This window comes from Nocardioides sp. (genome assembly GCF_035697785.1).
In the GTDB taxonomy this organism is placed as follows: Bacteria; Actinomycetota; Actinomycetes; order Propionibacteriales; family Nocardioidaceae; genus Nocardioides_B.
Genome location: NZ_DASSCL010000143.1, coordinates 1 through 11,541 on the forward strand (window position 1 = coordinate 1; position 11,541 = coordinate 11,541).

The 11,541-nt window shown below is 72.5% G+C and carries 13 protein-coding genes and 1 pseudogene; 5 read left to right on the forward strand and 9 right to left on the reverse strand.

Annotated elements, in window-relative coordinates; translation table 11 throughout:
• From cobS to VFH10_RS15450, 6 genes are all read right to left on the reverse strand, one after another.
• The coding region (gene cobS / locus VFH10_RS15425; RefSeq protein ID WP_325130112.1) for an adenosylcobinamide-GDP ribazoletransferase at positions 1 to 726 on the reverse strand (726 nt) is incomplete at its 3' end.
• On the reverse strand, positions 723 to 2,057 hold the full coding sequence (locus VFH10_RS15430; RefSeq protein ID WP_325130114.1) for a bifunctional adenosylcobinamide kinase/adenosylcobinamide-phosphate guanylyltransferase: 1,335 nt from the start codon (positions 2,055 to 2,057) through the stop codon (positions 723 to 725). The genes VFH10_RS15430 and cobS, both read right to left, overlap by 4 nt.
• On the reverse strand, positions 2,057 to 2,857 hold the full coding sequence (locus VFH10_RS15435) for an ECF transporter S component (protein WP_325130116.1): 801 nt from the start codon (positions 2,855 to 2,857) through the stop codon (positions 2,057 to 2,059). The genes VFH10_RS15430 and VFH10_RS15435 overlap by 1 nt, the downstream gene beginning before the upstream one ends.
• Positions 2,854 to 4,476, reverse strand: a complete 1,623-nt coding sequence (locus VFH10_RS15440) for an ABC transporter ATP-binding protein (protein WP_325130117.1) — start codon at positions 4,474 to 4,476, stop codon at positions 2,854 to 2,856. The genes VFH10_RS15435 and VFH10_RS15440 overlap by 4 nt, the downstream gene beginning before the upstream one ends.
• The gene (locus tag VFH10_RS15445) at positions 4,473 to 5,603 is read right to left on the reverse strand and encodes an energy-coupling factor transporter transmembrane component T (protein WP_325130119.1); all 1,131 of its coding nucleotides are present in this window, start codon (positions 5,601 to 5,603) and stop codon (positions 4,473 to 4,475) included. The genes VFH10_RS15440 and VFH10_RS15445 overlap by 4 nt, the downstream gene beginning before the upstream one ends.
• 7 nt (positions 5,604 to 5,610) lie before the next feature.
• Positions 5,611 to 6,336: an SCO2322 family protein gene (locus VFH10_RS15450; RefSeq protein WP_325130120.1), complete on the reverse strand. Its 726-nt coding sequence runs from the start codon at positions 6,334 to 6,336 to the stop codon at positions 5,611 to 5,613.
• Between the two features lie 297 nt (positions 6,337 to 6,633).
• Between VFH10_RS15450 and VFH10_RS15455 the strand changes: the two genes are divergently transcribed.
• Positions 6,634 to 6,894, forward strand: coding sequence for a hypothetical protein (locus VFH10_RS15455; RefSeq protein WP_325130121.1), 261 nt, complete (start codon positions 6,634 to 6,636; stop codon positions 6,892 to 6,894).
• 32 nt (positions 6,895 to 6,926) lie between these two features.
• On the opposite strand, the gene VFH10_RS15460 is transcribed toward VFH10_RS15455, so the two are convergent.
• The gene (locus VFH10_RS15460) at positions 6,927 to 7,931 is read right to left on the reverse strand and encodes an aldo/keto reductase family protein (RefSeq protein ID WP_325130123.1); all 1,005 of its coding nucleotides are present in this window, start codon (positions 7,929 to 7,931) and stop codon (positions 6,927 to 6,929) included.
• A 55-nt stretch (positions 7,932 to 7,986) separates the two neighbouring features.
• On the opposite strand from VFH10_RS15460, the gene VFH10_RS15465 reads away from it, so the two are divergent.
• Positions 7,987 to 8,283, forward strand: a complete 297-nt coding sequence (locus VFH10_RS15465; RefSeq protein ID WP_325130125.1) for a thiamine-binding protein — start codon at positions 7,987 to 7,989, stop codon at positions 8,281 to 8,283.
• 66 nt (positions 8,284 to 8,349) lie between these two features.
• Here the strand turns inward: VFH10_RS15465 and VFH10_RS15470 are convergent, their stop codons facing one another.
• Together VFH10_RS15470 and VFH10_RS15475 are read right to left on the reverse strand one after the other, a co-directional pair.
• On the reverse strand, positions 8,350 to 9,273 hold the full coding sequence (locus VFH10_RS15470) for a hypothetical protein (protein WP_325130127.1): 924 nt from the start codon (positions 9,271 to 9,273) through the stop codon (positions 8,350 to 8,352).
• A gap of 135 nt (positions 9,274 to 9,408) precedes the next feature.
• Positions 9,409 to 9,984, reverse strand: a complete 576-nt coding sequence (locus VFH10_RS15475; RefSeq protein WP_325130128.1) for a DUF3043 domain-containing protein — start codon at positions 9,982 to 9,984, stop codon at positions 9,409 to 9,411.
• 180 nt (positions 9,985 to 10,164) lie between these two features.
• Between VFH10_RS15475 and VFH10_RS15480 the strand changes: the two genes are divergently transcribed.
• The 3 genes and pseudogenes from VFH10_RS15480 to VFH10_RS15490 form a co-directional block, all read left to right on the forward strand.
• Positions 10,165 to 10,986: a PspA/IM30 family protein gene (locus VFH10_RS15480; protein ID WP_325130130.1), complete on the forward strand. Its 822-nt coding sequence runs from the start codon at positions 10,165 to 10,167 to the stop codon at positions 10,984 to 10,986.
• Entirely contained in the window at positions 10,983 to 11,261 is a 279-nt protein-coding gene (gene pspAA / locus VFH10_RS15485) for a PspA-associated protein PspAA (RefSeq protein ID WP_325130132.1), read from the forward strand. Before VFH10_RS15480 ends, pspAA begins: the two co-directional genes overlap by 4 nt.
• Before the next feature lie 29 nt (positions 11,262 to 11,290).
• Positions 11,291 to 11,541: pseudogene (locus VFH10_RS15490) on the forward strand (zinc metalloprotease HtpX); the annotation flags it as partial.

The following is an 11,541-nucleotide window of genomic DNA, read 5'->3' on the forward strand; positions in this document are numbered from 1 at the left end:
GCAGAGCAGCACCAGCGACGCGGTGAAGGTCGCTTCCACGACCGCCCCGAGCACGTCGCCGGTGACCCCGCCGAGCCGCCGTACGGCGCGCCAGCCCAGCGCCGCACCCGCGAGCAGGCCGAGCGGGGCCCACGCCACGGCGTCGTCGACGAGCAGCGCCAGCACGACCACCGGGATCGCGGTGAGCAGCACCGCCACCAGTGCCGCGGGCCGCGACACGGAGCCGGCCACGGCCGCGCCCAGACCGTCGGCGCGCGCTGCCGGGACGCCGCGCAGGCAGGCGAGCGGAAGCGCGAGCCGGCTCACCACGAGCGATGCGACGAGGGCGGCCGCGCCGGCGCCCTCCGCGACGAGCTGTGCCAGCGCCGCGACCTGCGCGAGCAGCACGACCACGAGCGTCACCACCCCGAAGGGGCCGACGTCGCCCTTCCGCATCACTGCCAACGCGTCCGCCGCGGGACGCCCAGAGCCGAGCCCGTCGGCCGTGTCCGCGAGCCCGTCGAGGTGCAGCCCCCGGGTGAGCAGCGCGAGGGCGCCGATCGTGGCGACGGCGCAGAGCAGGGGCGACGTCTCGGTGAGCAGCAGCGGGAGGCACGCGACCACCCCCAGCACGAGCCCGACCAGAGGGGCCAGCGCCATCGCGCGGCCGGCCGTGCCGCGGTCCACCGTCGGCGGCCGGACCGGCAGCACCGTGAGGGTCCCGAACGCCAGCCGGAGCGCGTTCACAGCGCGGTGACCCGGCCGGCCGCACACCAGCGGACGTCCTCGGTCGCGCCGGCGAGCATCGCGTTCAGCCGCCCCATCTCGTCGCGGAACCGGCGCCCGGCCGCCGTGGCCGGCACGACCCCCTGGCCGACCTCGTTGCTCACCGCGACGACGCGCCGGGTGGTCGTGCGCCAGGCCGCGAGGAGTGCGTCCACCTCGTCGCGCAGCCCCTTCTGCGCGGTCGCCGTCCAGGTGGCGTCGTCCCAGGCCTCGTGGGCGTCCATCACCCGTGTCAGCCACAGGGTCAGGCAGTCGACGAGTAGCGGGCCGCCGTCGGCCCGGAGCAGCGCGACCAGGTCGATGGTCTCGAGCGTCGTCCAGGAAGCCGGCCGCGACGCCTGGTGCAGCCGGACCCGCTCGGACCACTCGTCGTCGTGGTCGGCCGGGTACGCGGTCGCCACGTAGGTGACGTCGACGCGGTCGAGCAGCAGCCGCTCCGCCTCGCGGGACTTGCCGGACCGCGCCCCGCCGAGGACCAGCGTCCGGGTCGGATGTGCCGGCGGGGGTGTCGCCCCGGTGAGCGAGGTGCCGTCGTCGACGACGCGGGCTCCCCAGTCCGCGAGCCGGCGGGCCAGCTCGGCGGTTGGCGGGTTGTGGTGCGAGAGGTGTACGGCGACCACGTCGGTGCCGTCGGTCACCGCCTCCACCTCGCGCAGCCGGCGCAGCTGCACGGCGAACGTCGGCAGGTGCAGGTGGTCGGTGCCGTGGTCGGCCTTGTCCCCGAACGTCTCCTCCAGCAGCACCACGTCGAACGCCGCACCCCGCACCGCCTCGACGGTCGCGTCGGGCAGCGGACCGGTGTCGGTCGCGTAGAGCAGCCGCCCCGAGTCGCTGGCTACGTCGTACAGCACCGTGTCCTCGCCGTGCGCGGCCTGCAGCACCCGTACGTCGTACCTGCCGACCGTCACGCGTTGGCCGGGCGTGACGACGCGGAAGCGCACCCGCGAGTCGGGCGCCACCCACATCCGGGCCTGCTCGACCACCGGCGCTGGACCGACCACGTCGAGCGGCTCGTCGCCGACCCAGGACCGGAACAGCAGGAAGGCGGGCGCGCAGTGGTCGGGATGCGCGTGCGTGATGAGCACGTGCCGCAGCCGGCTCAGGTCCGCCCCAGCCCGCTGCGCGGCGTGCGGGGTCTCGGGACCGCAGTCGAGCAGCAGCACGTCGTCGACGAGCGCTGCGGTCTGCCCACGGAGCCGGCCTGCGAGCCGTTCGGACGTGCAGGACGCGCAGGTGCAGAACGGGTTGGGCCAGCCGTCGGCCGAGCCGGTGCCGAGCAGGCGGACGTCCATCAGGCGTCCCGACGCTCGAACACGACGGGGGCGTCGAAGGCGGCGCGCCGGGCCGCGCGGCGCAGCGCCCGCAGCAGCGGCCGGCCGGCGAGCGCGATCAGGAGCAGGGACAGCACGGAGCGGCCGAGGTCCCAGGGCAGCGACGTGGTCACGAAGAACACGAGGTAGCGGCCGAGGTTCTCGCTGACCGGATCGCCGGCGACGTAGGACACCTCGGGCCCGTAGGACGCGAACGGCCAGAACCACAGGTTCATCACGAGGCCGTAGACGAGACCGACGGCCGCGGCGTAGCCGGCCAGCATGCCGATCTCGACGCGGCCCCGGCCGGGCGGCAGGCAGCCGGCGAAGAAGCCGACCCAGCCGGCGGCCACCATCTGGAACGGCAGCCACGGGCCCACCCCGCCGGTGAGCAGCGCGCCGACGAAGATCGTGACCGCGCCGAGCACGAAGCCGAAGCCGCGGCCGAACACGCGGCCACCGAGGATGATCACGGCGAAGCTCGGCTCCAGACCGGCTGTCCCCGGGCCGAGGGCGCGCAGGGCGCCGCCCACGGCCGCGAGCATTCCCAGCATCGCCACCGCCTTGGCGTCCAGCGCCCCGGACGTGAGCTCGGAGAGCACGAGGGCGGCCAGCAGCGGCAGCAGCACCACGAACACGAACGGCGCGTCGCCCGAGTGCGACGTGTCCAGGGCGGCGCCTGGCTCGACGAGGAACGGCCAGCCGAACGCCACGATCCCGACCACGAACACGACGGCCATCACCAGCGCGGAGCGCAGCCGGACCGGCACCAGGGCGCTCATCGCGGGATCCTGCTGTCCGACGCCAGCGCGACCGCCACCTCGGTCGGGGTCAGCCACCGCTGCGGGGCGAGCACCTTGGCCACCTGCGGGGCGAACGCGGGGGAGGAGACGACCACCTCGGCCGTCGGCCCGTCGGCGACCAGCTCGCCGTCGGCGATCACCAGCACCCGGGTCGCCACCTCGGCGACGAGCTCCACGTCGTGTGTGGCGAGCAGGACGGAGTGGCCGGCTGCCGCGAGATCCCGGAGGATCTCCACAAGCCGGTGCTTGGCCGTGTAGTCGAGGCCGCGAGTCGGCTCGTCGAGCAGCACCAGCGGCGGTCGGGCCGCGAGCACGATCGCCAGCGCGAGCGTGAGCCGCTGGCCCTCGGACAGGTCGCGCGGGTGCCGGTCGACCGGGACGCCGGGGGACAGCCGCTCGAACAGACCGAGCGTGGTGCCCTCGGCCGCGTCGCAGTCGCGGTCGGCGTGGCGGCACTCCTCGCCGACTGTGGCGCTGTACAGCAGGTCTCCGGGCGCCTGGGGCACCAGCCCGACGTGGTGCAGCAGCTCGGCCGGCTTGAGGGCGCTCGGCTCGTGTCCGTCGACCAGCGTCGTGCCGCTGGTCGGCCGTTTCATGCCCACCAGGGTCTTGAGCAGGGTGGACTTGCCGGCGCCGTTGCGCCCCATCAGCGCGACCACCTCGCCGCGCGCCAGTGTGGTCGAGACGCCCTGCAGGGCGGGGATCTGACCGTACGACGCGACGAGGTGCTCGACCTTCGCCACCACCGGACCGGCCGACGCCGAGCGGTCCGGGGCGTCCACGTCCGCGAGCGTCTCGCGCAGCGGGGCGGCCCGGCGCCGCGCGTCACGCACCGAGAGCGGCAGCGGCGTCCAGCCGGCGATCCGACCGAGCTCCACGACGGGCGGCGCCACCGGTGCGGTGGCGAGCACGTCCTGCGGCGTACCCGACACGACCGGGCGGCCGTCGCCGGGGACCAGCACCACCCGGTCGGCGTACTGCGCGACCCGCTCGAGGCGGTGCTCGGCCAGCAGCACGGTCATCCCGAGGTCGTGCACGAGACGTTGCAGGGTCGCCAGCACGTCCTCGGCCGCGAGCGGGTCGAGCGCCGAGGTCGGTTCGTCGAGGACCAGGATCCGGGGGTGTGTGGTCAGCACGGACCCGATGGCGACGCGCTGCTGCTGGCCGCCGGAGAGCCCGGCCAGCGGTCGGTGCCGCAGCTCGGCGAGGCCGAGCAGGTCGAGGGTCTCCTCCACGCGCTTGCGCATCACGTCGGCGGGCAGCCCGAGCGACTCCATCCCGTAGGCGAGCTCGTCCTCGACGGTGTCGGACACGAAGCCGGCCAGCGGGTCCTGACCGACGTACCCGACGACGTCGGCCAGGTCGCGCGGCCGGTGGTCGCGCGTGTCGCGGCCGTCGACGAGGACCCGCCCGGTCAGGGTCCCGCCCGAGAAGTGCGGGACGAGGCCGTTGACCGCGCGCAGCAGCGTGGTCTTGCCGGAGCCGGTGCGGCCGACGACGAGGGCGAGCTCCCCTTCGTCGATGGTGAGGTCGACCCCCGAGAGCACCGGCCCGGTCGCGTCGGCGAAACGCACTCCCACCCCGTCGAACCTGATCATGCCGCGGCCTCCAGGCTCGGCGTCTCCTGCGTCGTACCGGGCCGGACGACGGGGAGCGGGGGAGCGAGGACGGCCGGCAGCGCCGCGACCAGGATGCCCGCGCAGGCCAGCAGCGGCACGGGGGGCAGCATCGTCACCGACGCGAGGTAGAGCTGCTCGGGAGCGGTCTCGACGTTGACGAACATCGCGACGGCGGCCGTCGCGCCGCACCCGGCGACCAGCCACTCGGGCAGCGCCCAGGGGTCCGGACGGTACGTCGTCCGGCCGGTGCGCCGACCACCGACGGCGATGCCCACCGCCGCCAGGCCCGAGCCCAGCGCCAGCATCGGCAGCCCGAGCCAGGACGACGTGGTCCCGTCGAGCAGGCCGTAGACCCCGACGCAGACGCCGAGCAGGCCGCCGAACACGAGCACGGTGGTGAGCCGGCGCGAGACGCGGCTGTCGTCGGTGGTGCGGCCGTAGCCGCGCGAGTCCATGGCCGCGGCCAGCTCGACCGAGTGCTCGAGGGCGCCCTCGAGCACCGGCATCGCCAGTCGCTTCAGGCTGCCGAGGCCCCGGGTCGGCCGACCCCGCAGCCGGTGCGCGGCGCGGACCCGCTGGGCGTCGGTGACCAGCTGCGGCGCGAAGGTCAGCGCGATCACGCAGGCCACGCCGATCTCGTACAGCGCACCCGGGACGGAGCGCAGCAGCCGCCGCGCGCTACCCAGTGCGTTGGCCGCGCCGACGCAGCACAAGATCACCCCGAGCTGCAGCCCCTCGTAGAACGCCTGCAGCACCGCCTCCAGGGTGACGTCGCCGCCGAGCTTGAGACCGCTGCCCTCCGGCATCGGCAGCAGCGGCAGGCTGAACAGCACGGTCGGGCCCTGCGACCCCGTGGACAGCAGGGCCTGGAACGCGATCCGGATGGCGATGATCAGCAGCGCGAGCTTGAGGAACGCGCCGTACGACTTCGCCCACGGCGCGGTGCTCCGCCGGGCGGAGACCACCAGACCGCCGACGGCCAGGATCAGCAGCAGCGGCACCGGGTTCTGCGTGCGGCTCGCGGCCGCGGCCAGCCCGAGCGCCCACAGCCACCACGCCCCCGGATGCAGGTTCCGGGGGAACGTGAGGCGTGACTGTGGACGCATCGGGCGGTCAGGACTCGCGGTTGCGGCGGTAGAGCGGCACGGCGGCGACGGCCAGCAACGCGATCACGACGAGCACCGCGATGAGCGCCGGGCTCATGCCTTGGTCCTCCTCGGCCGCCTCCTCGACGGTGTCGTCACCCGCGCTGGTCGTCGACTCGTCGGCAGCCGCCGGCAGCACGAACGCCACGGTGGCCTCCTCGGCCTCGACCTGGGCGTCACCGACCGGGTCGCCGCAGCCCTTGGCGGGGTAGCCGTCCAACGCGCAGATCATGCTCTGGGCGGTGCGCAGGTCCACGACCGACTCCAGGGTCTGCTGACCGTTGGCGTCCTCGGGCACCACCGCGCACTCGGCGACAGGATCGGGGATCTCCGCGCCGTCCGCATCGGCCTCGGTCCCGTAGTCGACGAGCACCGCGACGCGCTTCTCGCCCGTCGCGGCCTCGGCGTCGCCGCAGACGGTGTCGAAGTTGACCTCGGCGAGGTCGGCGCGGGGCGCGATGCCGGTGGCGACGGTCGACGTACCGAAGCGCCAGCCCTCGACGTCTCCTTCCTTCGGGGTGAAGTCGCCGGGACCGGTCTGGGCGAACTCGAAAGTGTCGCCCTGGAGGTGGGAGTAGTTCCAGTAACGGAAGCCGTCCTCGGCGTACGACGGACCGGCGCCGGCCAGGACGGCGAAGAGGGAGAGCAGAGCAGTGAGGAGCACGCCGACGACGCGGCGGTGGGACGTGGCCATTCCAGGGCCCTTTCTTGCGGCGATCCGAAAGACGGGACCGGACCGCGGGCACGCCCTGGCGGGAGTGGAGCCGACGTCCGGCTCCGCCCCGTAGACCTCGACGGATATGGGGAGCCGCTGTCTCACCACGGTGTTCCGGCTCGCCGCCTCCTCCAGGAGGTCGGCCTACGGTTGCGGGTCAGCGCCGGCTTCGGACCGGCTTTCCCGCGACGAGACAGTTTGTGCGGGCTCAATCTCCCACGCGGCTCGAACCAGCGTCAAAGCATCCCGGTCCGTGGGCCCCGTTACCCTCGCCACATGACGCACTCACTGGAGCCCTCCACCTTCGGCAGCGGTGAGCCGCCGCCGTCCTCGGTGTGGCGCTGGCGGCTCGAGGACTCCTCGGGCAACGAGGTGACCTCGTCCGAGGGCAGCCCCCGGTTCCCCTCCCAGAGCGACGCGGAGTCGTGGGTGGGGGAGGTGTGGAAGGACCTGGCCGACGACGGGGTCGACCAAGTCACGCTCTTCGAGGGCGACCGCGAGGTCTACGGCCCGATGAGCCTGCACGCCGCCCAGTAGCCGGTGGTCGAGCCCGTCGAGACCGACGAGACCTAGAAGTCCCGCCGCGCGGGCGACTTGGTCTTCGCCGGGTCGCGCTGGACGACCGGGTCGAGCACCTCGTCGATCTTCTTGAGCAGGTCGGGGTCGAGCCTCACGCCCGCCGCCTTCACGTTCTCGGTGACCTGCTCGGGTCGTGAGGCCCCGATGATCGCCGTCGAGACGTTCGGGTTCTGCAGCGTCCACGCGACCGCCAGCTGCGCCATCGACAGCCCGGCCTCGTCGGCCAGCGGCGCGAGCTCCTGCACCCGGGTCAGCACGTCGTCGTCCAGCCAGCGCGAGACCATGTCCGCGCCGCCCTTCTCGTCGGTGGCTCGGGACCCCGGCGGGGGCTGCTCGCCCGGCTTGTACTTGCCGGTCAGCACGCCCTGCGCGATCGGCGACCACACCACCTGGCCGATGCCGAGCTCCTCGCTGGTCGGCACCACCTCGGCCTCGATCACCCGCCACAGCATGTTGTACTGCGGCTGGTTGGAGACGAACGGGACGTGCAGCTCGCGGGCCAGTGCGTGACCGGCCCGGATCTCGTCAGCGCGCCACTCCGAGACACCGATGTAGTGCGCCTTGCCGGCCTTCACCACGTCGGCGAACGCCTCCATCGTCTCCTCGAGCGGCGTCTCGTGGTCGTAGCGGTGCGCCTGGTAGACGTCGACGTAATCCGTCTGCAGCCGCCTCAGCGAGCCGTCGATCGACTCCATGATGTGCTTGCGGGACAGGCCGTGGTCGTTGTGCTTCTTCTCGTTGGTGGGCCAGTAGACCTTGGTGAAGATCTCCAGCCCCTCGCGGCGCTCACCCTTGAGCGCCTTGCCGAGGACGGTCTCCGCCGCGGTGTTGGCGTAGACGTCGGCGGTGTCGAAGGTGGTGATGCCCTCGTCGAGGGCCTGCTGGACGCACGCGAGCGCGGCGTCCTCCTCCACCTGTGAGCCGTGGGTGAGCCAGTTGCCGTAGGCGATCTCCGAGATCTTGAGACCGCTCCTGCCGAGGTTTCGGAACTCCATGGCATCGAACGTACCCAGCGGCCAAGCGGCGTACGCCCATCACTAGGTTGGCCGCATGCTCGTCGCCTTCAGCATCAGCCCGACCGCAGCCGACGACACCGGTGGCGTCAGCGCCGCCGTCGCCGAGGCGGTCCGCGTGGTCCGCGAGTCGGGCCTGCCGTGTGAGACCAACGCGATGTTCACCAACATCGAGGGGGAGTGGGACGAGGTGATGGCGGTCGTGAAGCGTGCCGTCGACGTCGTCGCGGCATCCTCCCCGCGCGTCGGACTGGTGCTCAAGGCCGACATCCGGCCCGGGTTCGAGAGCCAGTTGACCGCCAAGGTCGAGCGGGTCGAGCAACACCTCCGCTAAACCCCCGATATCGGTATGTCCGGCGTGACCCCTGGACCACGCTGCGCATACCGATGTCGGTGGGGGTCAGGCGGCGTTCGACCAGCCGGCCGCGCGGAGGGCGCGCTCCACCTGGGCCATGAACTCGTCGGGCATCGTGCGCAGCCCCAGCACCGGGATGCGCAGCACCTTGTCGTGGCCGATCGTGAGGTCGTTCTGCCTGAGGGAGTCGTCGATCGCGTTGCCGGGTGAGTCGTGGTGGGCGCCTTCGATCTCGACGACGAGGGCGTAGTCGTCCCAGTAGACGTCGAGATAGATGCGACCGCGTGCGCCACGGCGTACCACCTGCCGCGCCGGGACCGGCAGCCGTCGGACGCGGCACAGCCGCGCGAAGTCGAGCTCGCCCAGCGCCTGTGCGCCGTCGGCGATGTCCGTCGCCACCGCGAGGATCAGTGGTCGGCGCCGGTGCCGGTTGAGGCGGCGCGCCTCGAGGAGTACGGCGTCGCCGGAGGCGAGTCCCTGCTGCACCGCCATCGCCATCACGGTCGCGGCGGCCCGGTCGCTGCGCGCGTACATCGCCGCGCGCACGGTCGCGACGTCGTTGCGGGTGCGCCGGATGCCCTGGGTGACCACGAAGTCCTCGGGGTTCCACAGTCGCGAGTTGTGGATCCGCGATCCCGACCAGCTGCGCCCGCCGTTGGGCCAGGGACAGAGCAGATGGATGCCGTCGTCGAAGTTGCGGAGTCCAGCCACGACGAGCGAGGTGGCCCCGTCGAGAACCGCGTTGTCGCCCGCCTCCCACAACGCCACCCGGCGGACCGCCGCCGGATCGAGAGCCAGGGTGTGCAGTGCGACGGAGTTCAGCCCGTGCGCGGCCCATCGTCCGGACCGCACCTCATGGGCGATCGCCCACCGGTCGACACCGAGCCGGGCCGCCTGCCCGCGCGAGACGACGCCGTCCTGCTCGTGCGCCAGCAGACGCAGACGCTCCCGTGTGGCTCTGTCGACCATGCCCGACACCCAAGCCAACGCCGACCGCGGACGGAAGAGCCATTTCCGACTCTGTGGACAGCCACCGATATCGGTAGTCCGACAGTGGTCCCCGGGTCACGGTAGGACTACCGATATCGGGGGGTGGGAGAGCGGTCAGTAGCGCTCGGGGAGCTTCTGGCCCAGCTTGACGCGGCGCTTTGGCAGCCGGAGCCAGCGCATCTGCAGCGAGCGCAGGACGGCGTACGACGTGACGCCCTTGTGCGACTCGTCCGGGAACCGTCGGCGTACCTCGCGGCGGAGCTTGAAGATCATCAGGAACGTGTCGAGGGTGACCAGCAGGATCGTGGCCATCCAGAGCCCGTTGGCGAACGCAGGGTTGATCGCCTGGGAGACCATGATGATGACCAGCAGCGGCAGCAGGAACTCCGCCATCGCCACCCGCACGTCGACGAAGTCGCGGACGAACCGCTTCACCTTGCCCTGGTCGCGCGCCGGCAGGAAGCGCTCGTCGCCGGTCTTCAGCCCCTCACGCATCTTGGCGTTCTGGGAGGCCCGCTGCTCGCGCAGCAGCGCCTTGGCTGCCTTCTTGTCCCGGGGCGCCTTGGCCCGGGCGCGGGCGGCCGCCTCGGCCTCCTTGCGGCTGGGGGTGGGCCGGCCCTTGCCGCCCTCCTTGACCGGGGCGGTCGTGGTCGTCGTGGCGGTCTCGTCGGTCTTGGTACGTCGGAACAACGGGCTCGGGCTCTCTGGAGGTCAGCGGCTGGTCTGTACTGGGTGCGACGCCCAGCCTACCGGCGCACCCCCGCTGCGGAACCTTCTCCCCGGTCCGCCCGTTCTGACCGTAGGGTGGACGAGACGACAGTGTCGGCACGTCACCCAACCGCCCAGAGAGAACGAGGGGGCCCGCCCAGCATGAGCCTCATGAAGCGCATGAGCCTGATCTTCCGCAGCAAGGCAAACAAGGCGCTCGACCGCGCCGAGGACCCGCGGGAGACCCTGGACTACAGCTATCAGCGGCAGGTCGAGCTGCTCTCGAAGGTGCGCCGCGGCGTCGCGGACGTGGCGACCAGCCGCAAGCGGGTCGAGCTCCAGGTGGCGCAGCTCGAGCAGCAGGAGAACAAGCTGACCGCGCAGGCCAAGAAGGCGTTGTCGATGGGGCGCGAGGACCTCGCCCGCGAGGCGTTGACCCGCAAGTCCGGCCTCGCCGGACAGGTCAGCGACCTGCGTGCGCAGCAGGCGCAGCTGCAGGGCGAGGAGGAGAAGCTGACGATGGCCTCGCAGCGGCTCCAGGCCAAGGTCGAGGCGTTCCGCACCAAGAAGGAGACCATCAAGGCGACGTACACCGCCGCCGAGGCTCAGACCCGCATCAACGAGGCGTTCTCGGGCATCTCGGAGGAGATGGGCGACGTCGGGCTGGCGGTGCAGCGCGCCGAGGACAAGACCGCGCAGATGCAGGCCCGGGCCGGCGCAATCGACGAGCTGATCGCGTCGGGCGCGCTCGACGACGCCAGCGCGATCGGGCAGGGCGACGACATCGCCCGCGAGCTCGAGTCGCTCTCCTCGCAGTCCGACGTGGAGGCCGAGCTGGCCGCGCTCAAGGCCGGTTCCACCCCTGCACCGCAGGCGATCGAGGGCTCCGACTCGACGCCCGAGGCCCAGCCGGCCGCCCAGCCGGCAGCAGAGCCCGTCGCCGAGCCGGTCGTCGAGGAGCAGAAGGAGAACGGCCGGCCATGATCATCCGGATCCTCGGCGAGGGGCAGTACGACGTGGGCGACTGTGAGGTCGAGGGCCTGAACAACCTCGACGAGACGCTGGAGCGGGCCGTCGAGTCGGGGGACGACGCGACCTTCACCGAGGCGCTCGCCGGGCTGCTGGCCGCCGTCCGCGGCGCCGGGTCCCGGCTCGCCGACGACAGCCTCGAGGACTCCGACCTGATCCTGCCGCCAGCCGACGCCGGCATCGACGAGGTCCGCCAGATGCTCAGCGGCGACGGCCTGATCCCCGGCTGACCCACACGCACGACGAAGGACCAACACCCATGGCGCACACCCGCTTCATCAAGGACACCGGTCTCACCGCCCGGATGACCCTGGTGATGTTCCTGCTCGGGGCGCTGTTCGTCGCGCTCGTGGTCGCGGTGATGTTCATCCTGCCCCGGGCCTGGGCCCCGATCATCGCGGTCATCGGTCTCGGGATCGCCTGGTGGCAGTGGTACAACTCCGACAAGCTGGCCCTCAGAGCGATGAACGCCCGCGAGGTCTCGCCCGAGGAGGCCCCCGAGCTGCACGC

Coding starts and splice junctions, on each gene's coding strand:
- VFH10_RS15480 (WP_325130130.1), top strand. CDS start 10,165: ATGAGCCTCATGAAGCGCATGAGCCTGATCTTCCGCAGCAAGGCAAAC.
- VFH10_RS15470 (WP_325130127.1), bottom strand. CDS start 9,273: ATGGTCGACAGAGCCACACGGGAGCGTCTGCGTCTGCTGGCGCACGAG.
- VFH10_RS15465 (WP_325130125.1), top strand. CDS start 7,987: ATGCTCGTCGCCTTCAGCATCAGCCCGACCGCAGCCGACGACACCGGT.
- VFH10_RS15430 (WP_325130114.1), bottom strand. CDS start 2,057: ATGGACGTCCGCCTGCTCGGCACCGGCTCGGCCGACGGCTGGCCCAAC.
- VFH10_RS15455 (WP_325130121.1), top strand. CDS start 6,634: ATGACGCACTCACTGGAGCCCTCCACCTTCGGCAGCGGTGAGCCGCCG.
- VFH10_RS15440 (WP_325130117.1), bottom strand. CDS start 4,476: ATGATCAGGTTCGACGGGGTGGGAGTGCGTTTCGCCGACGCGACCGGG.
- VFH10_RS15450 (WP_325130120.1), bottom strand. CDS start 6,336: ATGGCCACGTCCCACCGCCGCGTCGTCGGCGTGCTCCTCACTGCTCTG.
- VFH10_RS15435 (WP_325130116.1), bottom strand. CDS start 2,857: ATGAGCGCCCTGGTGCCGGTCCGGCTGCGCTCCGCGCTGGTGATGGCC.
- VFH10_RS15445 (WP_325130119.1), bottom strand. CDS start 5,603: ATGCGTCCACAGTCACGCCTCACGTTCCCCCGGAACCTGCATCCGGGG.
- pspAA (WP_325130132.1), top strand. CDS start 10,983: ATGATCATCCGGATCCTCGGCGAGGGGCAGTACGACGTGGGCGACTGT.
- VFH10_RS15460 (WP_325130123.1), bottom strand. CDS start 7,931: ATGGAGTTCCGAAACCTCGGCAGGAGCGGTCTCAAGATCTCGGAGATC.